Source organism: Sphingomonas sp. Root241, from assembly GCF_001428865.1.
Classification (GTDB): Bacteria; Pseudomonadota; Alphaproteobacteria; order Sphingomonadales; family Sphingomonadaceae; genus Sphingomonas.
This window is the reverse complement of sequence record NZ_LMIV01000002.1, coordinates 850,477-873,273: the sequence shown is the minus strand read 5'-3', so window position 1 is coordinate 873,273 and position 22,797 is coordinate 850,477. Positions and strand designations below refer to the sequence as shown.

Sequence of the window (22,797 nt, the reverse complement as noted above, 5' to 3'; positions counted from 1 at the left end):
TCCGACTGGCATGCGGTTTGCTGAGCCGCGCACGAGAGAACCGCCGGACACAGGAGACGGAACAGAATGTCGGCAGGCAGTGCCGCCCCCGCCCGGCGCGAACCGGAATGCATCTGGATCACCCGCTGCCCGGTGCCCGCGGCGTCCGGAGTGGCATGGTCGCTCGGCTGGATGACCGAGGCGTTCGGCCGCGATGGCATCGGCGTAAAACGCGTGCGCGAAGCGGGGCTGAACCTCGTCTCGTCCGACCCGGAACGGCAGGCGCGGTACCTGTTCCGTGAGGGCGGCAACATCCAGGCCCTCGCCGCGCGTGCCGATGGCGCGCCCACCCGCGTGATCGGCCTCACCTGGATCGACGAGCGGCAGGCGATCATGGTTCGTCCCGATACGCGGATCATGGGACCCGCCGATCTCAAGGGATTACGCTTCGCCCTCCCCGGCTTCGCGCGCACCCGCGGGGAAAGCATCGCGCGCGGCATGGCGCTGCACGGGATCAAGGGCGCACTCACGCTGGGCGGGCTCGATCTCGAAGACGTGCGGATGATCGATCTGCCCGCGCCGCCGGTCGAGCAGCCTACCACGGCGGGCATGCGGCGGCTGTGGCTGGGACTCGAATGGCTGGCCGAAGGTCGCGTCGATGCGGTCTATGTGAAGGGCGCCGCCGCGGCCGAGACCGCCGCGCGCCTGGGCCTGACCATGGGACTCGATCTCGACGCCTATCCCAGCCGCCTCGCGCGCGTGAACAATGGCACGCCGCGCCCGATCACCGTCCACGAGCATATGATCGAGCAGCATTTCGATCTGGTCGTGCGCTTCCTCGAACAGGCGCTGCGCGCTGCCGACTGGGCGTCGACCAACCTGCCCCGACTGCAGCACATATTGGCGCAGGAAACATTGGCCGGAATCGCGGCAGTGGGTGCTGCCTATCGCAATGACTTCCATCGCTCGCTGCATCCCGATCTGTCCGCCGATCGCATCGGGATGCTGCGCAATCAGGCCAACTTCCTGTGGCATCACGGTTTTCTCGAAGAGGCTGTCGATGTCGATCGCTGGATCGATGCGCGTCCACTGAAGGAGGCACTACGTCGCCGGGCCACGACCGAGGCCGGTTCGCTGGAGCCCGTATAAAGCTCAGCTAGGGCCCGCCACGTATTTCCTACTTATCCAGTAGGATATTTGTTGATACCTTGTGCGGCAACGGATCTGGAGGGATCTATGGTCGCAGTCCCGCACAAGGAAATGGTCGAAATCGGCCCGTCGGAGCGCAAACAGCCGGGCAGCCGTCCTGTTCTGGCGTTCGATTCGGACAAGCACCATTCGGTGGGTCCGCGGGCCCGCGCTTTCGTCTTCTCCGACCCGCAGTCGCGCGCGCTCATCCCGCTCATCGAGAAGACCGCGCCGAGCGAAGCCAACATCCTCGTCATCGGCGAGACCGGCACCGGCAAGGAGCTGGTCGCGCGCTACGTCCATTCGCTCAGCGACCGGGCGAAGGGGCCATTCATCGCGGTCAATTGCGGCGCCTTTTCCGAATCGCTGATCGAAGGCGAGCTCTTCGGCTATGAGAAGGGCGCCTATACCGGCGCGCATCTCGCCCGCCCCGGCTGGTTCGAAGCGGCCAATGGCGGCACCCTGTTCCTCGACGAGATCGGCGAGATGCCGCTGTCGCTGCAAGTGAAGCTGCTGCGCGTGCTGCAGGAGCGCGAAGTGGTGCGACTCGGCTCACGCACCCCGACACCGCTCGACGTGCGCGTAATCGCCGCGACCAATGTCGACCTTCACCGCTCGGTGGCCAACGGCAGCTTCCGCCCCGATCTCTATTACCGCCTGCAGGTGGTGACGCTGCCTTTGCTGCCGCTGCGCGAGCGCCGCGCCGACATCCTGCCGCTCGCCCGCCACTTCCTCCAGGTCTATGGCGACAAGATCCAGCCGCGCCGGCTCGATCTCGGCCCCGCGGCCGAAGAGACGCTCTACCGCCATGACTGGCCGGGCAATATCCGCGAGCTGGAGAATGCGATCTACCGCGCCACCCTCGTCTGCCAGGACGGCGTGATCCAGGTGCAGGATCTCGGGCTGTCGGCCATGGTCTATGGCGAGCCCGCCGCCGCCCTCGCGACGATCGATCCGGCATCGACGGATCTCGAGGACATCGTCCGCCCGCTGGTCGATACCCTGCTCAAGGGCGAGCATGACGCATTGCTCGATAGGCTGGTCAGCACCGTGGTGACCGAGACCTTCGAGCGCTGCGCGTCGAACCAAATCAAGACCGCCGCCGCGCTCGGCGTCACGCGCAATGTCGTGCGCACGCATCTCAAGAATTTCGGGCTGATCTGAAGCGCCGCAGGTGAAAACGCAGCACCGCGCCTGATCAATATCACGCAATGCAGCGCCCCTCCGGCCGGCGGCAGCCGCGCTCCCCCTCCTGACCCCGCTCTGGCACGCTCTTTGCTCCCTTGTTCCGCAGCAACAGCTGCACGGGAGCAAGGCAATGGCGACAGCGCTCGACGAACTATGGTTCACCCGCTGCCCCGTGCCGACCGCGACCGGAATCGCGTGGAAGCTCGGCTGGCTCACCGACGAATTCGCCGCCGACGGCATCACGCTGCGCACGCTGCAGGAGTCCGGCTCCAAGCTCGGCGGGCACCATTATGACCATCGCCTGCCGACCTTGATCCGGGAAGGCGGCAACATGCTGTCGATCGCCGCCCGGGCGCAGGGCGAGCCGACCCGATTGGTCGGGCTCACCTGGATCGAGGAAAGCCAGCTGATCCTCACCCGGCCGGACACCGGCATCGCCAGCGCCGCCGATCTCAAGGGCCGCCGGCTCGCCTTGCCCGGCTGGTCGCATAACGACCTTCCCAGCCATGTCCGCGGCACCAGCATCGCGCGCGGCATGTCGCTCGCTGGCTACAAGGGCGCGCTCGCCTCCGCCGGCTTCACCCTCGACGATGTCGATCTGATCGAAGTCCCCGATCGGCTGCGCAACGTGGGCGGCAGCGGACGCGATCTCGCCCCGCGCCGAACCGGCCTCAATCGGCTCTGGCCGATCGAGGCCCTCGTTTCGGGCCATGTCGACGCGATCTACGTCAAGGGCGCCTCGGCGCTGGACAGCGCCCGCGAAGCCGGGCTGGCGGTCGTAGTCGATCTAGACGCGCTCCCCGACCGCCGCTTCCGCGTGAACAACGGCACGCCGCGGCCGATCACTGTCCACCAGCATCTGCTCGACGCGCATTTCGACATACTGGTCCGCTTCCTCGCCGTCACGCTGCGCGCCGCCGACTGGGTCAAGGCCGAGCCGGACAAGCTGCGCGATATTCTCGAATTCGAGACCGAAGGCAGCGCGCAGGCCGTCGATCAGGCCTATCGCCACCTGCACGAGGGCCTGCACCCGACGCTCGACGCCGAGCGGCTGGCCCTGTTCGAGCAGCAGAAGAAATTCCTGTTCACCCACGGCTTCCTCGATGCCGATTTCGCGCTCGGCGACTGGATCGACCCGCGCCCGCTCGAAGCCGCCCGCGTGCTCGCCGCGCAACATTCCCTGATTTCCGAAGCCGCCTGAGAGGAGACGTCATCATGTCCGAACAATCCGGTCTTTCGTCCGAAACCATCGCCTTCATCGCCGAGCAGGAGCAGGACGCCCGCCGCGCCTTCCGGCTGCTGCGCGAGACACGCACCATCTCGGCGAGCGGGACGCTCTTCATCGCCGTGCGCATCCCCGGCGAGGACAAGATCATCACCTTCAACTATCTCGGCCTCTGGACCGACGATCCCGACGCGCCGCAGACCGCGGTGATCGATTTCGAGGGCAACAGCTATTGGCACAACAAGCCCGGCGGCGCCGCGCGCTACGCCAAATTGTTCCGCACGCACGAGGGCGTGCAGGCGATCAGCCACGTCCACACCCCGCATCTCGGCGCCTATTCGCAGGCGCACGCGAAGCTGCCCTTGCTCTACGTGCCAAATCGCCGCTTCCGCTTCTCCAGCGAGCTGCCGGTCTACATCAACCGCCGCCAGGCCGAGGTCGACTTCATCCTCGATTCGATCGAGGCCGACCGCGAGGTCCCCGGCATCGTCGAGGCCAATGGCGGCGCGACCGTGTGGAGCTGGAAGGACTTGCGCGATCTCGTCAACAGCATCGTCCTGCTCGAGGAAGGCGCGCAGTTCCAGATCCTTGGCCAGGCGCTGGGCGGCTCGCAGCCCTTCGGTCCGGGCGTGCTCGAACAGCAATGGAAGATGGGCAAGCTCGTCCCCCCCGACGCCAGCGTCTCCGACGACGGCACCATCCACTACGCCACCGCCGTCGCGGCCGAGTGAGAGAGAGGATCATGACCAGCAAACGCCAGCTCGCCCTCGGGGTTTTCCTCACCCGCCACGGCCACCATCCCGGCGCATGGCGCCAGCCCGGCGCGGCCAATAGCGGAAGGCCCGATTTCCGCTATTGGGCCGAGCTGGCCAAGACCGCCGAGCGCGGCAAGTTCGACGTGGCCTTCTTCGCCGATTTCGTCGGTCAGGCGGGCGACAGCACCAAGGGGATCGAGCGGCGCCACGCGTTCCTCGACTTCGAGCCGCTGACGCTTTCGGCCGCGCTCGCCGCGGTCACCGAGCGGATCGGAATCGTCGCGACGGTCAACACCAATTTCGACCATCCCTATTCCCTCGCCCGCCGCTTCGCCTCGCTCGATCATATCAGCGGCGGGCGGATCGGCTGGAACATCGTCTCCTCGCTTGCCGATGGTGCGGCGAGCAGCTTCGGGATCGATCAGCCGCCGAGCCATGCCGAGCGCTACCAGCGCGCCGCCGAGTTCGTCGACGTCGCCCGCCAGCTATGGGACAGCTGGGAAGACGACGCCTTCGATCATGCCGACCGTGAGACCGGGCTCTATCTCGACCCGAACGACGTCCATCCGGTTCGCCACGACGGGCGCTATTTCCATCTGAGCAGCGTGCTCGACGTCGCCCGCCCGATCCAGGGCCATCCGGTGTTCGCGCAGGCGGGCAATTCGGAGGTCGGCCGCGAGTTCGCCGCCAAATATGCCGAGATGATCTACGCCGCCGCGCAGTTCATCGAGGATGCGCAGGGTTTCTACGCCGATGTGAAACGCCGGATGGCGCGCTACGGCCGCGATCCCGACACGCTCAAGGTAATGCCGGGCCTGTCCTTCGCGATCGGCACCAGCAAGCAGGAGGCGCAGGACAAGTTCGGAGCACTCGAAGCCGCGGTCGATTTCTCGGGCGAGCTCAATCTGATGGGTCAGGACGTCAGCGGCTATCCGCTCGATGGTCCCCTCCCCGACCTGCCCGAGCCCGAAAACGGCAAGGGCCGTTGGCGCCAGCTCACCGCGCTCGCCCGCCGCGAGAACCTCTCGATCCGCCAGCTCTTCCTGCGTTTCAACGCCGTACGCGGGCACCGCGTGGTGATCGGCACGCCGACGGACATCGCCGACCAGATCCAGGACTGGTTCGAGCGCGACGCCGCCGACGGGTTCAACCTGATCCCGCCTTTGCTGCCGAGTTCGCTCGACGAGTTCGTCGATCTGGTCGTCCCCGAGCTCCAGCGCCGCGGCCTCTTCCGCACCGAATATGCCGGCACGACCTTGCGCGATCACCTCACACTCCCGCGCCCCGCGATTGGCGCCACCGCCCCCGCCGACCTCCTCTCCGCCGCCTGACGAAGGAACACCCCCATGGCAAATTCGCTCGACACGCTCTGGTACACGCGCTGCCCGGTTCCGACCGGGCTCGGCATCGCCATTCAGCAGGGCTGGCTGGAAGACGCGTTCAAGGTGCAGGGCACCAAAGTCGAATCGATCCTCGAATCGAACGACTTCGCGACGCGGGAATCGCACTTCAGTCACAAGGTGCGCAATTCGGTGCGCCATGGCGGCAACATCCCGGCGATCAGCGCCCGCGCGCTGGGACGCGACACGCGGCTGCTCGGCCTGTCCTGGTCCGACGAGACCCAGCTGATCCTCGCCAGCCCGGAATCGGGCATCGAGAGCGTCCGCGACCTCAAGGGCCGCCGCTTCGGCCTGCCCAACTGGAAGCATGTCGAGATCGACTTCACGCGTGCCCAGGCGCTGCGCGGGCTGGAAAATGCGCTGAGCCTCGAGGGGCTCAATGTCGGCGATGTCGAATTGATCGATCAGGATATCGAGAGCCATTACAGCGACGAACCCGCCGCGAATGTCGCGGGCACGCTCGCGGGGCGGCGCGGGCGCAACAACAATCAGGAAGTCGTCGCGTTGCTGCGCGGCGAAGTCGACGCGATTTTCCTGAAGGGCGCACACGGGGCGCAGGTCGCGCACCAGTTCGGGCTCACCACGGTGATCGACACCGGCGCGCATCCCGAGCCGCTGATCCGCGCCAATAACGGCACGCCGCGCACCCTCGCGGTCGACGGGCATCTGCTCGACAATCACTTTGACGCCGCGGTAACAATCGTCGAGCAAGTGCTGCGCGCCGAGGCCTGGGCGCAGGACCATCCCGACGAACTGCGCCGCTATCTGGCGCGCGAGACCAATGCGAGCGAATATTGGGTGTCGGTCGCCTATGGCAGCGATGCGCAGAGCCGCCTGCGCACCGATCTCGCCGAGCAATCGCTCAATGCGCTGCAGGACTTCACCGATTTCCTCCATCGCTGGAAGTTCATCCCGACAAGCTTCGACGTGCGGCAATGGGCCGACGCCCGCCCGCTCGAAGCCGCGCAAACAGCGACCCGCATCGCCGTCTGATCTCAGCACATGCTAGGCACTTGATGACAGCGGCGGATCGCCCGCGCGCTGCACTCGGTTGCCGTCCTGATCAGCGAGACGTCGCCCGTTAGCGCCCAATCTCTAGCGTTGGCCAGTCTGCCTGGCGCAAACAAAAGGCGTCCTAACCACCTGGGTCAGGACGCCTTTTTCGTGGTGGGCGTGGCAAGGATTGAACTTGCGACCCCTGCGATGTCAACACAGTGCTCTACCACTGAGCTACACGCCCCCAAGGAGGGCGGGCTTTAGCGGGGCTTTCGGCCCCGCGCAAGCGCCTCCGAACGCTAAATCAATTGAAGCCGGCATTCTCCGATTCGAACATGCGATCGACCTCGAGAACCAGGTCGCGCAGGTGGAAGGGCTTGGAGAGCACGCGCGCCTGCGGAACCTGCTTGCCGGCCTTGAGCGTGACCGCCGCGAAGCCGGTGATGAACATCACGCGCATCTCCGGCGCCATCTCGCTCGCGCGCTGGGCGAGCTCGATTCCATCCATCTCGGGCATGACGATATCGGTGAGGAGCAAGTCGAATCGCTCAGCCTCGAGCAGCGGAATCGCTTCGGTGCCGCGATCGACGGCGCTGACCGCATAGCCCGACCGCTCCAGCGCCCGGGTGAGGTATTCCCGCATCACGCGGTCATCCTCGGCCAGCAGAATTCGGATCATCACTACCCCAAACCAATTTCAGGGAGCCATCCTATGCGCAAAGCCTTTAAAAAATTCCAGCGGGATTGCATCGGGATGATTGCTGGCGAGGCGCCCCGTGCCTAGTCAGGGACAAGTGACGTCAACGCCTTCCTTCGTGCGCCATGGGCCGCTCGAACCGCTCACCCCGGTCATTCTCTCCGTGCCGCATGCGGGGCGCGACTATCCGCTGCCGCTCAGGTCCTCGATCCGCGTGCCGCTGGCGGCGCTCAAGGGACTCGAGGATCGCTATGCCGATGCATTGGGTCTCGATGCGCGTGGCGCCGAGACGTTGTTCGTGGCGCAGCGTGCCCGCGCCTGGATCGACCTCAACCGCGCCGAGCACGAACGCGATCCGCGGCTGGACGACGGCGCGGTCACGATCGGCCATCCGCAATCGGCCAAATTGCGCAGCGGGCTAGGTCTCGTGCCGCGCCGGGTCGGCAATTCGGGCGATATCTGGCAGCGCCGCCTGTCTGCCGACGAGGTGCAGATGCGGATCCACGCGGATCACCGCCCTTACCATGCGGCGATCGCCGCAGCGCTGGCGTCGGCGCGGGTGCGATTCGGCGTCGCGGTGCTGGTCGACATCCATTCGATGCCGTCGCTCGGATCGCCGGCCAGCGCGCCGCGACTCGTGCTCGGCGATAGGTTCGGCAAATCCGCTGCGGCGCGATTCATCGGCAGGATCGAAGGTGTGGCACGCGCCCATGGCGTGGCGACCGCGGCGAACGCTCCTTATTCCGGAGGACATATCCTCGAGCGCCACGGCGAGCCTCGGCGCGGCGTACACGCGATCCAGCTCGAATTCGATCGCGCGCTCTATCTGGATTCGGCGCTCGACGGCCCCGGCCCCGGCCTGCCTGCCGCCACGCAACTGCTCCGCGCGATCATCGATGCGGTCACCGACGAAGCGCTCCCCACCGCGATCGCCGCGGAATAGCGGGCAAGAAAAAACCACCTCGTGCACTAGGCACGAGGTGGCCAAGGTTCAGGGAGGAGACACGCCCGAAGGCGTGCCGCACGGCCTCGCGAAAGGGGGGACACGACGCCGTACAGGAGAAATATAGTCGAGAGACCAAGGAGTTCAAGGCCTCGCTTCGAACGGGCGCGGAAGCGTGCCGTAGGGACGGTCAGTCGTTGCGAACAGCCCAGGGGAGCATCCGCTCCAGCACGCGATCACGCAGCGCGAAATGGTGGCGCAGCGCGGCGGCGATGTGGAGGATCACCAGCCCGGCCATCAGCAGGCCGAGCAACTCATGGGCCTCATGCGCGGCAGCGGCGATGTCCCGCGTCACCGGCAGGAGGGGCAGATCGAACAGCCCGAACCAGCTGACCGGGCGCGGGCGCTGGGGATTGGACGAGAACATCCAGCCGGTCAGCGGCATCACGATCAACAGCGCATAGAAAAGCCAGTGCAGGCCCTTGGCGAGCGCTTTCTCCCGAGCTTTCATATTCTCCGGGAAATGCGGCGGGCGATGCGTCAGCCGCCAGCCGAGGCGGCCGATACTGAGCACCAGCACCGTGGCACCGATCGCCTTGTGCAAGGGAATGATGCGAAGCCCTTCCAGCAGCGATTCGTGGAAGAGCCCGATGAAGAGATTGACGAGGACCAGCGCGGCGATCGTCCAGTGGAAGGCGATCGCCCCCCAATCGTAACGATCGCCGCGTGGAAGCATCAGGCCGGGTTGACGAGCTGCGGCTGCGGCATCTTGCCCATGCGGACCTGGCGGCCGAAAACGTCGCGCATCAGCGCCAGCGAGAACAGGTGCGCATAGATCAGCGGCAGCATGCCGTTCTGGACAATCTTGCGTAGCTGGTCGCCACGCAGCTCGTTGAGCTTGTTCTCGTCGATCATCATGAAGCCGCGATAGACGAAGGGCTGCTCATGGCCTTCCTGCTGGATGGTCACTTCGCCGTCGATCAGCAGCGCGAGCTCCTTGAGGTCCTTCATGAACATCGCGGTGCGCGCGCCCGCCTGCTCGAACTGCTCGTTGAACTGCAGGATGTTCTTGGTGGTCTCGGTCGGCTCGCCATTCTCGAAGAGCTTTTCGCCCTCCTCGAATGCGCCGACCGTGTCGGACGACGGATCGAAGCAGAGCGAGAGCTCGTCGGTATCGGGACGCAGGCGCGCCAGCAGGTACGGATAGCGGCGGATATAGGCCGGGACGTAGAAGTTCGGGTCGATCAGTCCGCCCTCTTCGTCGAAGAAGGTGTTCACGCCCTCGTTCAGCCCCATCAGCGCGAGCGGAACCGGATCGTCGCCGACCGAGAAGACGATCGGCATGTAGCGCTGGACCAGCGGGAATTCCTCGACCGTCACCGGCACGGCGTGCTGGCTGGCGAGGAACGGCGCCTTGTCGCGGACGCGGATGCGGAAATCGGCGTGCGTCTGGCTCGAAAGCGGTTCGAGTTGGTTGTAGAACAACGGAAGCGACTGTTGTGGCGCGCTGGCCATCCGAAACTCTCCTGAAAAAATGCTGAATCTTGAAATTCGGAGGCAGGTCTATGGAGTCGCGGCGTCAGGTGCAAGCGTCACCAGTTTCCCCGGATTGAGAATATTCTTCGGATCCAGCGCAGACTTGATTGCTCTCAATACGGTCATCCGCGAAGGCGCGCTCAATCGTTCCAGTTCGGCACGCTTCATCTGGCCGATGCCGTGCTCGGCCGAGATCGAGCCCCCCGCCGCGACGACCATGTCGTGGACGTGCCGCGAGATCCGCGGCCCCTCCTGCGCGTACCAGGTGCCGGGATCGGCATCCGCGGGCGCGCGCACATGGAAATGGACATTGCCGTCGCCGAGATGGCCATAGGCCACCGCCTCGGTGCCTGGAAAGCGCGCCTCGGCCTCGGCGCCGCCCTCGATCATGAAGCGCGGCATATCCTCGACCGGCACCGAGATGTCGTGCTGGACGGCGGGCCCGCCGGCACGCTCAGCCTCCGAGATCGAATGGCGGATACGCCAGAAACCTTCCGCCTGCGCCTCGCTCGCGGCGATGACCGCATCGCCGGCGAGCCCCGCTTCCAGCGCAGGAGCGAGCAGGCGCTCGAGCAGAGCCGCAGGCGATTCCGCCGCCGGATCGGTCGCCACCGCTTCGATCAGGACGTGCCAGCGATGTTCGGTCGCGAGCGGTCGGCGAGTCCCGGGGACGTGACGGAGCACCAGCGCCAATGTCTTCTCGGGCAGGATCTCGAAGCTCTCGACGGCGTCGGTGCGGCTCTCGAGCGCGCGCAGCAATTCGAGCGCCTTGGCGGGGCTGGCGAGCCCGACCCAGGCCACGGCGCGTGCCGTCACCCCCGGGACCAGCCGCAGCGTCGCCGCCGTGACGATGCCGAGCGTGCCTTCGGCGCCGATCAGCAATTGGTTGAGATCATAGCCGCGATTGTCCTTCTTGAGCGCGGCGATGCCGTTGTGGATCGAACCGTCGGGCAGCACAGCCTCGACCCCCGCAACGAGGCTGCGCATCGTCCCGAAGCGCAGCACCTGCGTGCCGCCGGCATTGGTCGAGACAAGTCCGCCGATGGTGGCACTTCCACGCGCACCGAGATCGAGCGGAAAGCGCCGCCCCGCTTCCTCCGCCGCGGTGCGCAGATCGGCGAGGATCACCCCGGCTTCGGCGACCGCGAGGTTGCTCGACGGCGAAAGCGCGCGGATCCGGTTCATCCGGCGCAGCGAGAGCAACAGCGCCGATCCGTCCGCGGGCGGCGTCGCCCCGCCGACCATGCCGGTATTCCCGCCCTGCGGGACCAGCGCCACGCCGGCCTCCGCGGCCAGCGCCACGATTGCGGCGACTTCCTCGGTAGAACCAGGCGAAAGCAGCGCCGGCGCTTGCCCATGATAGCGGCCGCGCCAGTCGGTCAGCCATGGGGCGATCGCCTCGGCATCGGTAGTGGCGGCCTTGGGACCGAAGCGTTCACGGACGGTCTCGACAAGCTGGCGCTGTGCTGGTGTCATGGCCGCGCCGATTAGCACGCCACGCAGCAGTTCATCCACCGTTCAAAACTTTGTCCTACAAGCCCTGCCAGACATGCTGAACCCGCTGATCGCCACCTCAGGACTATTGCTGCTGTTCGCTGCCCCGGCATCCTCGCCGGAGCCGCTCGAATGGGACGTGGCCGCGGACCTGCTCCAGCAGCAGCGCATCACCATCCACGTCCCCCGCGTGACCATCCGGTCGACGACGATCATCATGCGCTCGACCCGCCCCGCGGCAGTGGTCGAGAAAAAAGCGGACGATTGCGTCAAGATGGAGAGCCTGGCCGGTTTCTCGGTCAATCGCTTCGACAGCGTCGACCTGGTGCTCAAGGACGGATCGATGCTGCGTGCCAAGCTGGGCAATGACTGCCCCGCGCTCGGCTTCTACCAGGGCTTCTACGTCAAGGCGAACAAGGACAAGAAGATGTGCGCCAAACGCGATTCGATCCGTTCGCGATCGGGTCGACTGTGCGCCGTCCAGTCGTTCACATCGCTGGTTCTAGCGCGCTGAGAGCCTTCTGCGGCTTGACATCGGCGGACAAATCCGCAAGCGCGTGAAGGCTTTGGCGGCGTGGGTGACCGCGCCCATTTCCGGAAAAATACATGAGCTTTGCCGATCTCGGCCTTTCTGACGAACTTCTGCGCGCGGTGACCGACGCGGGCTATACCGAGCCGACTCCGATCCAGCGCCAGGCGATCCCGTCCGTCCTGATGGGCAAGGACCTGATCGGCATCGCGCAGACGGGCACCGGCAAGACCGCCGCTTTCGTGCTGCCGATGATCGACATCCTCGGCGAAGGGCGGACGCGCGCGCTGATGCCGCGCAGCCTGATCCTCGAGCCGACGCGCGAACTCGCCGCGCAGGTTGCCGAGAATTTCGTCAAATACGGCACCAACCACAAGCTTTCGATGGCGCTGCTGATCGGCGGCGTGCAGATGGGCGATCAGGTCAAGGCGCTGCAATCGGGCGTCGACGTGCTGATCGCGACGCCGGGCCGCCTGATGGACCTGTTCCAGCGCGGCAAGATCCTGCTTACCGGCTGCAACCTGCTGGTGATCGACGAGGCGGACCGGATGCTCGACATGGGGTTCATCCCCGACATCGAGGAAATCTGCACCAAGCTGCCCAAGCAGCGCCAGACGCTCCTGTTCTCCGCGACGATGCCGCCGGTGATCAAGAAGCTCGCCGACAAGTTCCTGACCGATCCCAAGCGCGTCGAAGTCGCGCGGCCGGCGACGGCGAACGTCAATATCAAGCAATGGGTGGTCCCCGTCGCCGCTTCGGACAAGCGCGGCATGCTGCGCGACCTGCTGCGCGCCGAGGACGTGACCACCGCGATCATCTTCTGCAATCGCAAGACCACGGTCCGCGACCTCAACAAGAGCCTCCAGAAGAGCGGCTTCCGCTCGACCGAGATCCACGGCGACATGGAGCAATCGCAGCGCATCGCCGAGCTCGAGCGCTTCAAGAAGGGCGACGTCAACATCCTCGTCGCCTCCGACGTCGCTGCCCGCGGACTCGACATCAAGGGCGTGAGCCACGTCTACAATTTCGACGCGCCGTGGCATCCCGACGATTATGTCCACCGCATCGGCCGCACCGGCCGCGCGGGTGCTACGGGCATTGCCTATACGCTGGTCACTCCCGACGACGCCGAGAATATCGCCGAGATCGAGAAGCTCACGGGGATGAAGATCGAGCGCGTCAAGCCGGCGAGCGGCGAGACGGCGCGCGAGGAAGCGCCCGAAAAGCGCGGGGCCGCACCGCGCCGCGGGCGTGGCCGCAAGACCGAAGCCGAGCCGCGTCCCAAGGCTGAGCCCGTCGCGGCCGAAGCTGCCCCCGAGCCCGAAGCCCGCGCCCCTCGCGAGGCCGAACCGCGCCGTGAGGCGCCCCCCCGCCGCGAGCGCGGCGGACGCGGCCGCAGCGACGACCGGCCGGAACCGCGCCGCCAGTCGCGCGGCTCGCAGGACGAGCCGGACGAGGGCTGGAACGGCCCGGTGCCCGACTTCCTGAAGTATACGCTGGGCGCGTGACCGATCCGGCGAGTGCCGCGCCGCGGCCGATCGCCTCGCCCTGCACCAACATCTGCCGGATGGACGACGCTACCGGCTGGTGCATCGGCTGCGGTCGCACGCTCGCCGAGATCGCCCGCTGGGGCGGCACCAGCGACGCGGATCGCGACACCGTAATGGCGGCGTTGCCGGAGCGGATGGCGACGCTGAGTCGCGACAGCGGCTTGTAGGATTTCGCGCGCTTAACTTCGCACTTTGCACGGGGATTCACTCATAAAGTTGCGCGGTCGAGACAGGATGTTGCGCGAGCTCGGTGGGGATCGACAACGTCAAAGAGCGGGGTCGGCACAGCCGGCCGGCAGCGGGGAAGCAGCCGAAATCCTACATTGCAAGCGGGTCCGGTGGATGTCCGCTATTGGGTGGTTAGCCGCGAAAGTCACACTAGGGTCACACTGGTTGCATGGTTCCGGCCGGCCGTGTTCCTGCGCAGGCAATCCAGGATGGTGTGGGCCAGGCAGCATTATACTCCTGCTCGCACGAGCAGGATGAGAGGGGCGTTACGATGTCAAAGAGCTAGAGGAGGCTGTCAGACGAAATCCTACATTGCAAGCATGTCTGCTATTGGGTGGAAAGCAGTCGTGGATCGCTAGCCCTCTCCCGCTTTCGCGGGAGAGGGTTGGGTGAGGGTCTTTCTTCTGCCTCGCTAGCCTCGCTTGTCGGCATCGAGTGCCGCGATGATGACCTCCAGCACGCCGTCGAGATTCTCCAGAACCTCGCTGTTCCAGAACCGCAGGATTCGATACCCGCGGCTCTGGAGGAATTGCGTTCGCCCGGCATCCGCCTCGGCATTGTGCTGGCTGCCGTCGACCTCGATGATCAGCCGCGCCTCTACGCAAAAGTCGACCACGAACGGTTCGATCGTGGCCTGGAAGCGGAATTTGTGGCCGACCAGTCGCCGGTCGCGCAGCATACCCCAAAGCAAGCGTTCGGCATCCGTCGCTTCCCTGCGGAGCCGGGAGGCATGACGATTCGTCTGGCGACGGACAGGCGTGCGCATGCCGTAAGAAATAGAAGAAAGAAGACCCTCACCCAACCCTCTCCCGCGAAAGCGGGAGAGGGCTATAAGAGCGTCCGCTACTGGGCGTTAGCAGACACCCACCCCCGCGGCCGCGGCATCAGCGCATCATCCTTCGCCGCGCGGCCTGAATGCCTCGCGCCCGTCTCAGCCTGGAATGGGGCCGATCGGAAACGTTCCGAGCGCTTTCAGATCCTCGGTTTTGGACGGACATCGGGCGTAAAGCGTAAACACCTTCGCTCCGCCGACATACCAATCGGCGCCTCGTACGTCCGGCTCGACGCCGGTCGAGTAGCAGACCGCGGTCTTCGTACCGTCGCGCGAAATCAGCACGGCCCAATTGACGTCGCCACCGCTCCGATGATCCCAACCAGAGACGAGCAGGCGATTGTCGATCCGCCGAATCGGCGCCGTGGTCAGCTCTCGATCCGCGATGAAGTTGCGAATGTCCGCGTCGGGCACTGCCTTCTGGATAGCGGCGTTCACCGTCGGATTGGTGAGGAAGGTCGTAGGACCCACCTTCTCGTGCGGATGTTTCCCCACATATGCGTCAAGGCTGGCGGCAGCGCCGAATGCGCTCAGCGAGCCGGCCGCCAGAAGGCTCAGGACTATCTTCACTTGATTTTCCTCCCGCGCAGTCTTCGTGCTTCTCTCACCCCCGCTCAAGCCTAAGCCGGCTTCGGCACCAGTGCATCGTCCTTCGCCGCGGCGCGCTTGAACGCCTCGCGCCCGCTCAGCCGCTCGAAATAGGCCAGGAACGCATCGCGCTTCGGCAGCGTGCCGAACATCGTCCCCCAGCCCACTGCCGAGCCGACATAGACATCGGCGGCGGTGAAGCGGTCGCCGGCGATATAGGGGTGCGCGGACACCGCATGTTCGAGCACGTCGACGGTCGTGGCGTAATTGCCATAGCCGAACCTGCGCGACTGTTCGGGCGAGGGATCGAATTCGACGGAATTGTTGGTCAGCGCCTGCTCGACCGGGCCCGCGGCGAAGAACAGCCAGCGATAATAATCGGCACGCTCTTCGGGCCGCGGTGCGAGACCGGCTTCGGGGAACGCCTCCGCCAGATAGGCGCAGATCGCCGCCCCCTCGGTCACGACCTTGCCCTGGTGGACGATCGCGGGGACCTTCCCCATCGGATTGATCGCGAGATATTCCGCGCTCTTCATGCGGCCGGCATAATCGACGACCTCGGTGCGATAGTCCGCGCCGGACTCCTCGAGCATCCAGCGCGCGATGCGCCCGCGGGACTGGGGGTTGGTATAGAAAACCAGATCGTCCGACATCGCCGCTCTCCCGATTCGGGTTGAGAACATTACGTGAACAACACGACGCCCCGCGTCAAGCCAGCGCCTTGCCGAACAGCGCCAGCAGCCGCGCCCAGGCGCGATCGGCCTGGACCTGGTTGTAGACGTCGCTGTCGAGCGTGCACCAGCCGTGCATCGCGCCTTTGTAGACTTCGATCTCGGCGGGGACCTTCGCCGCGTCGAACACCGCGCGCAACTTGTCCTTGTCGCCCGGGGCGCGGGCATCGTCATTCTCGGCGATCGCGATCAGGAAGCTCGCTTTCGTCTTGGGTATGAGCAGATGCGGGCTGTCGGCATCGTCGGTGACGAGGCCGCCGCCATGGAAGCTGCCGCCGGCGCGCACTCTGCCCGGAACCGCCGCCGCGGTGCGGATCACCAGCGGGCCGCCCATGCAATAGCCGGTGGTGCCGACGCCGCGCTTCGAGTCCACTTCGCGCTGCTTGTCGAGGAACGCCACCAGCGCCGTCGCATCGTGGATCGTCGCCTGGGGCGTCAGCAACTTGCGATATTCGCCCACCTTGGCGCGGATCGCGGCGCGGTCCCCGCTCGCCAGGAGCGCCGGTGCCGTCAGCGAGCGATAAAAGGGATTCACCGTGAGCACGGCATAGCCCGATTCGGCCAGCCGGTCGGCCATCTGGCGGAATGCGGGGCGGAGGCCGTAGATGTCGGGCCAGACCAGCACCGCGGGATGCCTGCCCGTGGCGGGCGCGACGAAATAGGCATCGACTGTGCCGTCGGGCGTCTTGATCGTTACATCGCGGCCCTTGACCGCCAGCGCATTGGCGGGACTCGGCAGCAGCAGCCCGAACCCGGCGGCCGCGGCGGCGGTTCCGAATGCCCGGCGGGACATGCCATCGGCCAGGAACCGTTCGTTGTCGGCCGTGGTCAGTTCGTCACACATGCAGTCTCTCCTGTGCGTGTCCTTCGGTATCCCGAATCGTACGCGAAGGAGGGTACACGCAAGCCGCCCGCAGGCCCACTCCACGTCATCCCCGCGAAAGCGGGGATGACGGGTTTAAATAATGAGCGCCAGCCAACGGCGCCCGGCCGCGATCAGCTGCGGAACAGGGTCTCGGCGGTGTGCTCGACCGGGCCGGTCTCCTCGCCCGCTTCGCCGGCTTCGGCGGCGTGGGCGGCGGCGGTGCGTTCGGCGCGGAGCTGCTCGATCAGTGCCTCGCGGTCGCCCTCGAGCCGGGTGTCGGTCGGCGCCTCGATGCCGGCGGCCTTGGCGGCCTTGGCGACGAGCGCGTCGAGCTCGCGCTGCGAAGTGAGGCCGAGCGTGACCGGGTCCTTCGGCGTGATGTTGGCGATGTTCCAGTGGCTGCGGTCACGGATCGCGGCGATCGTCGTGCGCGTGGTGCCGATCAGTTTGCCGATCGCGCCGTCCGAGATCTCCGGATGGTGGCGCAGGATCCAGGCGATGCCGTCGGGCTTGTCCTGGCGCTTCGAGACCGGCGTGTAGCGCGGCCCCTTGGTGCGGCGAACCTGCTCGGGGCCCTTGAGCATCTTCAGCGTGTAATCGGGATCGGCCTGGCCCTTCTCGATCTCCTCCATCGTCAGTTCGTGCGCGCGGACGGGATCGCGGCCGGTGAGCTTGGTGGCGGCAGTATCGTCGGCGATCGCCTGGATCTCGAGGATGTGGAGCCCGCAGAACTCGGCGATCTGCTCGAACGAGAGCGAAGTATTGTCGACCAGCCAGGAAGCGGTCGCGTGCGGCATCAGCGGCTGGGCCACTTTTCGTCTCCAGAAATAGAAAGGGCCGCCCATCACGGGCGGCCACGTCACCTTGACGACTTAGTGCGATGCGCGGCGAAGAGCAAGGCAAGAGGCGCTCCGGCCGCCGACTCTAATACGCGCCGGGCTCTTCGATCGTCACCTTGGGCGTGTTGACGTTGATCCGCAGTGCCGAATCGACCTTCGGGCTCTTGCAGAGGCTCACGACGCCGTCGGAAACGACCTCTTCGTGCGTCTTGCGATGCCTGAGCACCACTCGGGCCCCGAGCGCGCACATCGATGCGTCGCCCGCTTTGTAGGTCCAGCGGGCGAGTTTCGGGGGGAGCTTCTGGTTCCGGAAGAGATTCGGGCCCCAGACCGGCGCGTCGCTGGGATCGGGCGAGCCGATATCGAGATACAGCCCGATCGCGTCGTAATCCGAGGTCTGGTTGATGATGAACAGGCAGCCGGTCTCGAAGCAGCGCTTGCCCTGCAGCTTCTGCCCCTTGATCTGGAGCATCATGCCCATCGCCGTGAGTTCGCTCGATCGCCGGGCGAAAGGCAGATCGTTGGCCCCCGAAGCCGATCCGTTGAGGCCGACCGTGTCCTGCGCGGCCGCCGGCGCGGCGATGCAGGCCAAAATGGGGAGCAATGCCCCGATCCTGAGCTTGTCGGTGAAGTTGCGCATGCCCGTCCCTGTTCCGAGGCCCAGATTATGCCGCGGCCTGGTGGCCGTCCATGGGATAAAGCGCGTTCAGGAACTGGCGCGCGCTCGCTTCCCAGGTGAAGCTGCGGCCGTAAGCGGCGCAGGCCGCGCGGTCGCGCGTCAGTGCCTCGCCGATCGCCTTGGTCAAATCGGCATCCATCGCGCCGGTTTCGGGCGTCAGCACGTCGATCGGGCCGGTGACCGGATAGCCGGCGACGGGCACGCCGCAGGCCAGCGCCTCGATCATCACCAGCCCGAACGTGTCGGTCTTGCTGGGGAAGACGAACACGTCCGCGGCGGCATAGGCTGAGGCGAGCTCTTCGCCGAACATCGGGCCGAGGAACCTGGCTTCAGGGAAGCGCGCCTTGAGCGCCGTCCGCGCAGGGCCGTCGCCGACCACCACCTTGGTGCCGGAATGGGTGGTGCGCAGGAACGCCTCGAGATTCTTCTCCACCGCGACGCGGCCGACATAGAGCTGCACCGGGCCTTCGAGTTCGGCCATCGCGGGGTGCGGGGCAAGGCCGGGGTGGAAAGCGGCTAGGTCCACGCCCCTGCCCCAATGCTTCACCTGGGTGATGCCGTGCGCGATCAGCGATTCGCGGATCGACGGCGTCGAGGCGAGGATCGCCTGGCTCGGCGCATGGAACCAGCGGATGTAGCGCCAGATCCATTCCGCCGGAACGCCCGAGCGCGCCGAGACATAGTCGGGAAACTGGGTGTGATATGCCGTGGTGAACGGCATGTCGTGGCGCAGGCACCAGCGCCGCGCGGCGACGCAGAGCGGACCCTCGGTCGCCAGATGGATCGCGTTGGGGCGGAATTTCTCGAGCATCGCGCCGACACTGCCGGTGCTGGCGAGCGCGAGGCGGATCTCGGGATAAGTGGGGCACGGCAGCGAATAGAAACGGTCGGGCGAGATCACTTCGACCTGATGGCCCTGCGCCTCGAGCACCCGGCGAACCGACTGGAGCGTGCGGACGACGCCGTTGACCTGGGGCTCCCAGGCATCGGTCACGATTGCGATGCGCACTTCGTCGACTCCCGTCGCCGCCGTCACGCCGCCTCTAGTCTGGCCTCGGACTCCGGCGCATCGCGCGCCGCCATCTCATCGGCCCAATGGAGAATTTCCATGGTACCGTCGTAATGCTCGACGAGCGCGGTGCAACCCTCCACCCAATCGCCGTCATTGTAATATTCCACGCCCTGGATCGTGCGCATCTCCGCTTTGTGGATATGCCCGGCGATCACGCCCTGGATTCCGCGATGCGCCGCCTCGTGCGCGACCACTTCCTCGAACTGGGAGATGAAGGAAACCGCGTTCTTGACCTTCTGCTTGGCGTATTTGCTGAGCGACCAATAAGGCAGGTTGAACAGGCGGCGGACACTGTTGAGCCAGCGGTTGAGCGCCATCATCCCCTCGTATGCGGCGTCGCCCAGATGCGCGAGCCAGCGATGCGACATGGTGATCGCGTCGAACTCGTCGCCGTGGAGCACGAGCAGGCGGCGGCCGTCAGCGGTCTCGTGGATCGCCTGGCGGAGGATCTCCACCCCGCCGAAGTTGAGGCCGGCGAACTGGCGGAACATCTCGTCATGGTTGCCGGGGATATAGACGATCCGGGTGCCGCGCTTGGCGCGCTTGAGCACGCGCCAGACGATGTCGTTGTGCGTCGCGGGCCAGTAGAGCCGCTTCTTCATCGCCCAGCCGTCGATCATGTCGCCGACGAGGTACATGGTCTCGCTGTCGACATGGTCGAGGAAGTCGATGAGCATCTCGGCATTGCAGCCGCGCGTGCCGAGATGGACGTCGGAAATCCACACCGTGCGATATTGCCGGCGCCCGGCGATCACCCGCTCGGGGATCGTCGGCTCGGTGGCATGGAAATCGCCAAAATGCGCTGCGTCGAACGGAAGCCTGGTGATCGTCGCCATGATCATTCCCCCGCGGGAGCCTGTCCTGCGAGCGCCTATGCCCGGCGAATGTTACAATCGGAATCGTTCGAGCCGTCGTCCCGACGAAAGTCGGGATCTCGTGCCGCAGGCGCATCGCTCTATTGCCTGAGATCCCGGCTTTCGCCGGGATGACGGGGTTATTCAGTAATAGGAATATGTGCGGGATGGCTCGCCACCCGCGCCAGCCACGCGCGGACATTCGGAAAGGGCCGGAGGCTGAAACCGCCCTCTTCGGCGACATGGGTATAGGCATAGAGCACGATATCGGCGAGCGTGACCCGGTCGAGCACAAGGAAATCGCTCCGCCCGAGATGCTCGTCCATCAGCGCCAGCGCGGCCTCGCCCGCGGCGATCTTGCCGGGCAATAAGGCGCGCTGGAGATCGGTGAGGTTCGCCTCGCCCACCAGGGTCCGCCAGAAGCGCACCGTCGCGACATTGGGTTCGTGGTTATATTGTTCCCAGAACATCCAGCGCAGCAGATCGGCGCGCGCGAAGCGATCGGCGGGGATCAGATCGCTGCCGTCGGCGACATAGAAGGCGGCGGCGTTGCTCTCGGGAAGGAAATCCTCGCCGACCTGGAGCACCGGGATGCGGCCATTGGCGTTGACCTCGCTCAGGAACTGCGCGGTGCGCGTCTCGCCTTTGAGGATGTCGTATTCCCGCCGTTCGAGCGGCAGCCCGACATGCGCCGCGGTGAGGCGGATCTTGTAGCAATTTCCCGACAGCGCGTATTCGTGCAGCACGAACGGCATAATGCCCCCCCTGATTGGTGCAGCGCGTTTCTGCCGTCCGCAGGCCCCGCGTCAAACAAATAGCCGCGCGCCGACGATAAGGCGTGCTTATCACCAGATCGTCATCCCGGCGAAAGCCGGGATCTCAGGTGAAGGCGCGGGACCGGAGCCGCATGAGATCCCGGCTTTCGCCGGGATGACGGAGGTGACTTATTCGGCAGCCTTCACCGGAGGCTCCGGCGCCACCGGCGGCGCGATGTCGGCAGCGGCGCTGGCGACGAGCGAGTCGAGCGAGCTGCCGTCGAAGCCGAGCTCCTTCATCAGCCCGTCGATCACCGGCGCCTGCGCGCGATAGCGCAGCGCCGCGGACACCGCCGAATTGGCGAGGTTACGCTCGCCGTCACCGTCGTTCGCGGCACCGATCCCGCCGCCGCCGCGGCCGGTGAGCCCGTCGACCTGGACGATCCGAATCGAATCGATCGCCTCGAGCGGCTTGGACGCCTCACGGATCACCTCGGGCAGCACCTTGAGCAAAGCCATCTTGGTCTGGAGCGAGACCTGGTCGGACGACAGGATGTTCGCCGCCTCGTTCACGGCGCGCTGGCCCGCGGCCTCCACCTCGAAGCGGACGCGATCGGCGTCCGAACGCAGCTTGGCCGCCTCGGCCTCGCCCTCGGCGGCGAGGCGCGCGGCCTCGGCGCGATCGGCAGCGGCCGCCTTCTCGGCCTCGGCCTGGACCTTGATCCCGATCGCGGCGCGCTCGGCCTCACGCGAAGCGTCGATCAGCTCGATGCGCTTCTGGCGCTCGGCGACTTCGGCCTCGCGCGCAGTGCCGACGCGTTCCTCGGCGACTACTGCCTCGGCGCGCGCCTCATCGGCCTTGGCCTTGGCCTGGCTTTCTTCGCGGCTCTTGTTCTGGACCGCGATCTGCTGCTCCTGCCGGGCGAGCTCGAGCGCCTGGGTTTGGGCGATCTTCGCCTCCTGCACCGCGCGATCGGCTTCGATCTGCTGCGAGTCGACGAGCTTCTTGGCCTCGATCTTGGCCTGATCGGCTTCCTGCTGACGGAGCGACTGCTCGCGCGCGACTTCGGCGCCCTGCGCGGCGCGGCGCATCTCGACTTCGCGCTCCTGCTCCAGCCGGGCGAACTCGGTGTCGCGGCCGATCAGGAAGGAAGCGCGCTGCGCCTCGAGGTTCTTCGTTTCGATCTGGACGCGGGTGTCCTGCTCGATGTCGTTGCGCGCCTTCTTGCGCAATTCGATTTGCTCGGTGAGCTTGGTGAGGCCTTCGGCGTCGAACGCGTTGTTGGCATTGAAGTGCTCGATCGACGTCTGGTCGAGCCCGGTCAGCGACACCGACTCCAGCTCGAGCCCGTTCATCGCCAGATCGACCGACGAGACCTGCTGCACCTTCTGGACGAACTCGGCGCGCTGCTCGTGGAGCTGCGCCATCGTCATCCCCGCCGCGACCGAGCGAAGCGCATCGACGAACTTGCCTTCGACCAGTTCCTTCAGCGCATCGGGGTGCATCGTGCGCATGCCGAGCGTCTGCGCGGCGGTGGCGATCGCCTGCGAATCGGGCTTCACCCGGACATAGAATTCGGCCTTCACGTCGATGCGGAGGCGATCGAGGGTGATCAGGGCGTCGCCGGCCTTGCGCTCGACCGCGAGCCGCACCGTGTTCATGTTGACCGGCATCGTCTCGTGGAAGACCGGCAGCACCAATGCGCCGCCGTTGATCACCACCTTCTCGCCGCCGAAACCGGTGCGGACGAAGCCGATCTCCTTCGACGCGCGCTTGTAGAGCCGCGCGAGCACCAGCCCGAGGATCAGCAGCGCGGCAAGGCCGACACCGGCATAGATGAAATAGGGAAGCATCGAAGTTGCTCCTTGGGGCA

The 22,797-nt window shown here is 66.1% G+C and carries 24 protein-coding genes and 1 tRNA gene; 10 read left to right on the top strand and 15 right to left on the bottom strand.

All coding sequences use genetic code 11. The annotated features are described in order from the left end of the window. Window positions 1-66 precede the first annotated feature (66 nt). The 6 genes from ASE13_RS14770 to ASE13_RS14745 all read left to right on the top strand — a co-directional run bounded on the left by ASE13_RS14770 (window position 67) and on the right by ASE13_RS14745 (window position 6,728). The gene (locus ASE13_RS14770; protein ID WP_056617349.1) at window positions 67-1,128 is read left to right on the top strand and encodes an ABC transporter substrate-binding protein; all 1,062 of its coding nucleotides are present in this window, start codon (window positions 67-69) and stop codon (window positions 1,126-1,128) included. Between the two features lie 87 nt (window positions 1,129-1,215). Next, a complete protein-coding gene (locus tag ASE13_RS14765) occupies window positions 1,216-2,331 on the top strand; it encodes a sigma-54 interaction domain-containing protein (protein WP_082596823.1) in 1,116 nt (371 codons plus the stop codon). A gap of 154 nt (window positions 2,332-2,485) precedes the next feature. Beyond that, window positions 2,486-3,556: an ABC transporter substrate-binding protein gene (locus tag ASE13_RS14760; RefSeq protein ID WP_056617346.1), complete on the top strand. Its 1,071-nt coding sequence runs from the start codon at window positions 2,486-2,488 to the stop codon at window positions 3,554-3,556. 14 nt (window positions 3,557-3,570) lie between these two features. Further along, window positions 3,571-4,311: a class II aldolase/adducin family protein gene (locus ASE13_RS14755; RefSeq protein WP_056617343.1), complete on the top strand. Its 741-nt coding sequence runs from the start codon at window positions 3,571-3,573 to the stop codon at window positions 4,309-4,311. A gap of 11 nt (window positions 4,312-4,322) precedes the next feature. Next, complete coding sequence (locus ASE13_RS14750; protein ID WP_056617340.1) at window positions 4,323-5,666, top strand: LLM class flavin-dependent oxidoreductase; 1,344 nt, start codon at window positions 4,323-4,325, stop codon at window positions 5,664-5,666. Window positions 5,667-5,681: 15 nt separating this feature from the next. After that, a complete protein-coding gene (locus tag ASE13_RS14745) occupies window positions 5,682-6,728 on the top strand; it encodes an ABC transporter substrate-binding protein (RefSeq protein WP_056617337.1) in 1,047 nt (348 codons plus the stop codon). Between the two features lie 172 nt (window positions 6,729-6,900). On the opposite strand, the gene ASE13_RS14740 is transcribed toward ASE13_RS14745, so the two are convergent. Then, window positions 6,901-6,975 (bottom strand) — tRNA-Val (locus ASE13_RS14740). A 60-nt stretch (window positions 6,976-7,035) separates the two neighbouring features. Next, entirely contained in the window at window positions 7,036-7,410 is a 375-nt protein-coding gene (cpdR, locus tag ASE13_RS14735; RefSeq protein ID WP_025561237.1) for a cell cycle two-component system response regulator CpdR, read from the bottom strand. A gap of 115 nt (window positions 7,411-7,525) precedes the next feature. Here cpdR and ASE13_RS14730 point away from each other — a divergent pair, with 115 nt between their 5' ends. Next, entirely contained in the window at window positions 7,526-8,371 is an 846-nt protein-coding gene (locus ASE13_RS14730) for an N-formylglutamate amidohydrolase (RefSeq protein ID WP_056617334.1), read from the top strand. A gap of 190 nt (window positions 8,372-8,561) precedes the next feature. Here ASE13_RS14730 and ASE13_RS14725 read toward each other — a convergent pair whose 3' ends face one another. Genes ASE13_RS14725 through ASE13_RS14715 form a run of 3 tightly spaced genes read right to left on the bottom strand, consistent with a single transcriptional unit; the run spans window position 8,562 to window position 11,383 of the window. Further along, a complete protein-coding gene (locus ASE13_RS14725) occupies window positions 8,562-9,107 on the bottom strand; it encodes a cytochrome b (RefSeq protein ID WP_056617331.1) in 546 nt (181 codons plus the stop codon). Further along, window positions 9,107-9,886, bottom strand: coding sequence for a SapC family protein (locus tag ASE13_RS14720; protein WP_056617327.1), 780 nt, complete (start codon window positions 9,884-9,886; stop codon window positions 9,107-9,109). Before ASE13_RS14720 ends, ASE13_RS14725 begins: the two co-directional genes overlap by 1 nt. Before the next feature lie 48 nt (window positions 9,887-9,934). Continuing rightward, window positions 9,935-11,383, bottom strand: a complete 1,449-nt coding sequence (locus ASE13_RS14715) for an FAD-binding oxidoreductase (protein ID WP_056617931.1) — start codon at window positions 11,381-11,383, stop codon at window positions 9,935-9,937. A 73-nt stretch (window positions 11,384-11,456) separates the two neighbouring features. Between ASE13_RS14715 and ASE13_RS14710 the strand changes: the two genes are divergently transcribed. The 3 genes from ASE13_RS14710 to ASE13_RS14700 all read left to right on the top strand — a co-directional run bounded on the left by ASE13_RS14710 (window position 11,457) and on the right by ASE13_RS14700 (window position 13,647). After that, on the top strand, window positions 11,457-11,915 hold the full coding sequence (locus tag ASE13_RS14710; RefSeq protein ID WP_056617324.1) for a hypothetical protein: 459 nt from the start codon (window positions 11,457-11,459) through the stop codon (window positions 11,913-11,915). A 92-nt stretch (window positions 11,916-12,007) separates the two neighbouring features. Next, window positions 12,008-13,438 carry a DEAD/DEAH box helicase gene (locus tag ASE13_RS14705; protein WP_056617321.1) on the top strand — a complete coding sequence of 477 codons (1,431 nt, stop codon included), beginning with the start codon at window positions 12,008-12,010 and terminating at the stop codon, window positions 13,436-13,438. Then, window positions 13,435-13,647 carry a DUF1289 domain-containing protein gene (locus ASE13_RS14700; protein WP_056617318.1) on the top strand — a complete coding sequence of 71 codons (213 nt, stop codon included), beginning with the start codon at window positions 13,435-13,437 and terminating at the stop codon, window positions 13,645-13,647. Before ASE13_RS14705 ends, ASE13_RS14700 begins: the two co-directional genes overlap by 4 nt. Window positions 13,648-14,120: 473 nt before the next feature. Here the strand turns inward: ASE13_RS14700 and ASE13_RS14695 are convergent, their stop codons facing one another. The 10 genes from ASE13_RS14695 to ASE13_RS14650 all read right to left on the bottom strand — a co-directional run bounded on the left by ASE13_RS14695 (window position 14,121) and on the right by ASE13_RS14650 (window position 22,777). Continuing rightward, complete coding sequence (locus ASE13_RS14695) at window positions 14,121-14,474, bottom strand: endonuclease domain-containing protein (RefSeq protein WP_056617316.1); 354 nt, start codon at window positions 14,472-14,474, stop codon at window positions 14,121-14,123. 165 nt (window positions 14,475-14,639) lie between these two features. Further along, window positions 14,640-15,110: a hypothetical protein gene (locus tag ASE13_RS14690; RefSeq protein WP_056617313.1), complete on the bottom strand. Its 471-nt coding sequence runs from the start codon at window positions 15,108-15,110 to the stop codon at window positions 14,640-14,642. A 50-nt stretch (window positions 15,111-15,160) separates the two neighbouring features. Further along, window positions 15,161-15,781 carry a glutathione S-transferase family protein gene (locus ASE13_RS14685; protein ID WP_056617310.1) on the bottom strand — a complete coding sequence of 207 codons (621 nt, stop codon included), beginning with the start codon at window positions 15,779-15,781 and terminating at the stop codon, window positions 15,161-15,163. A 55-nt stretch (window positions 15,782-15,836) separates the two neighbouring features. Further along, on the bottom strand, window positions 15,837-16,703 hold the full coding sequence (locus tag ASE13_RS14680; protein WP_056617307.1) for a dienelactone hydrolase family protein: 867 nt from the start codon (window positions 16,701-16,703) through the stop codon (window positions 15,837-15,839). 152 nt (window positions 16,704-16,855) lie between these two features. Next, window positions 16,856-17,521: a DUF1013 domain-containing protein gene (locus ASE13_RS14675; RefSeq protein ID WP_200955744.1), complete on the bottom strand. Its 666-nt coding sequence runs from the start codon at window positions 17,519-17,521 to the stop codon at window positions 16,856-16,858. Between the two features lie 127 nt (window positions 17,522-17,648). Continuing rightward, complete coding sequence (locus ASE13_RS14670; protein WP_056617304.1) at window positions 17,649-18,203, bottom strand: hypothetical protein; 555 nt, start codon at window positions 18,201-18,203, stop codon at window positions 17,649-17,651. Window positions 18,204-18,228: 25 nt separating this feature from the next. Further along, window positions 18,229-19,251, bottom strand: a complete 1,023-nt coding sequence (locus tag ASE13_RS14665) for a glycosyltransferase family 4 protein (RefSeq protein ID WP_056617925.1) — start codon at window positions 19,249-19,251, stop codon at window positions 18,229-18,231. A 23-nt stretch (window positions 19,252-19,274) separates the two neighbouring features. Next, window positions 19,275-20,150, bottom strand: coding sequence for a UDP-2,3-diacylglucosamine diphosphatase (locus ASE13_RS14660; protein ID WP_056617923.1), 876 nt, complete (start codon window positions 20,148-20,150; stop codon window positions 19,275-19,277). A gap of 158 nt (window positions 20,151-20,308) precedes the next feature. Beyond that, entirely contained in the window at window positions 20,309-20,923 is a 615-nt protein-coding gene (locus ASE13_RS14655; RefSeq protein ID WP_056617302.1) for a glutathione S-transferase family protein, read from the bottom strand. Window positions 20,924-21,112: 189 nt separating this feature from the next. After that, window positions 21,113-22,777, bottom strand: a complete 1,665-nt coding sequence (locus ASE13_RS14650; RefSeq protein ID WP_235536993.1) for a flotillin family protein — start codon at window positions 22,775-22,777, stop codon at window positions 21,113-21,115. Window positions 22,778-22,797 lie beyond the last annotated feature (20 nt).

Bases quoted from the DNA above. Each gene is read 5' to 3' on its own strand.
- ASE13_RS14770 (WP_056617349.1), top strand. From the start codon at position 67: ATGTCGGCAGGCAGTGCCGCCCCCGCCCGGCGCGAACCGGAATGCATC.
- ASE13_RS14765 (WP_082596823.1), top strand. From the start codon at position 1,216: ATGGTCGCAGTCCCGCACAAGGAAATGGTCGAAATCGGCCCGTCGGAG.
- ASE13_RS14760 (WP_056617346.1), top strand. From the start codon at position 2,486: ATGGCGACAGCGCTCGACGAACTATGGTTCACCCGCTGCCCCGTGCCG.
- ASE13_RS14755 (WP_056617343.1), top strand. From the start codon at position 3,571: ATGTCCGAACAATCCGGTCTTTCGTCCGAAACCATCGCCTTCATCGCC.
- ASE13_RS14750 (WP_056617340.1), top strand. From the start codon at position 4,323: ATGACCAGCAAACGCCAGCTCGCCCTCGGGGTTTTCCTCACCCGCCAC.
- ASE13_RS14745 (WP_056617337.1), top strand. From the start codon at position 5,682: ATGGCAAATTCGCTCGACACGCTCTGGTACACGCGCTGCCCGGTTCCG.
- cpdR (WP_025561237.1), bottom strand. From the start codon at position 7,410: ATGATCCGAATTCTGCTGGCCGAGGATGACCGCGTGATGCGGGAATAC.
- ASE13_RS14725 (WP_056617331.1), bottom strand. From the start codon at position 9,107: ATGCTTCCACGCGGCGATCGTTACGATTGGGGGGCGATCGCCTTCCAC.
- ASE13_RS14720 (WP_056617327.1), bottom strand. From the start codon at position 9,886: ATGGCCAGCGCGCCACAACAGTCGCTTCCGTTGTTCTACAACCAACTC.
- ASE13_RS14715 (WP_056617931.1), bottom strand. From the start codon at position 11,383: ATGACACCAGCACAGCGCCAGCTTGTCGAGACCGTCCGTGAACGCTTC.
- ASE13_RS14710 (WP_056617324.1), top strand. From the start codon at position 11,457: ATGCTGAACCCGCTGATCGCCACCTCAGGACTATTGCTGCTGTTCGCT.
- ASE13_RS14705 (WP_056617321.1), top strand. From the start codon at position 12,008: ATGAGCTTTGCCGATCTCGGCCTTTCTGACGAACTTCTGCGCGCGGTG.
- ASE13_RS14695 (WP_056617316.1), bottom strand. From the start codon at position 14,474: ATGCGCACGCCTGTCCGTCGCCAGACGAATCGTCATGCCTCCCGGCTC.
- ASE13_RS14685 (WP_056617310.1), bottom strand. From the start codon at position 15,781: ATGTCGGACGATCTGGTTTTCTATACCAACCCCCAGTCCCGCGGGCGC.
- ASE13_RS14680 (WP_056617307.1), bottom strand. From the start codon at position 16,703: ATGTGTGACGAACTGACCACGGCCGACAACGAACGGTTCCTGGCCGAT.
- ASE13_RS14675 (WP_200955744.1), bottom strand. From the start codon at position 17,521: ATGCCGCACGCGACCGCTTCCTGGCTGGTCGACAATACTTCGCTCTCG.
- ASE13_RS14670 (WP_056617304.1), bottom strand. From the start codon at position 18,203: ATGCGCAACTTCACCGACAAGCTCAGGATCGGGGCATTGCTCCCCATT.
- ASE13_RS14660 (WP_056617923.1), bottom strand. From the start codon at position 20,150: ATGGCGACGATCACCAGGCTTCCGTTCGACGCAGCGCATTTTGGCGAT.
- ASE13_RS14655 (WP_056617302.1), bottom strand. From the start codon at position 20,923: ATGCCGTTCGTGCTGCACGAATACGCGCTGTCGGGAAATTGCTACAAG.
- ASE13_RS14650 (WP_235536993.1), bottom strand. From the start codon at position 22,777: ATGCTTCCCTATTTCATCTATGCCGGTGTCGGCCTTGCCGCGCTGCTG.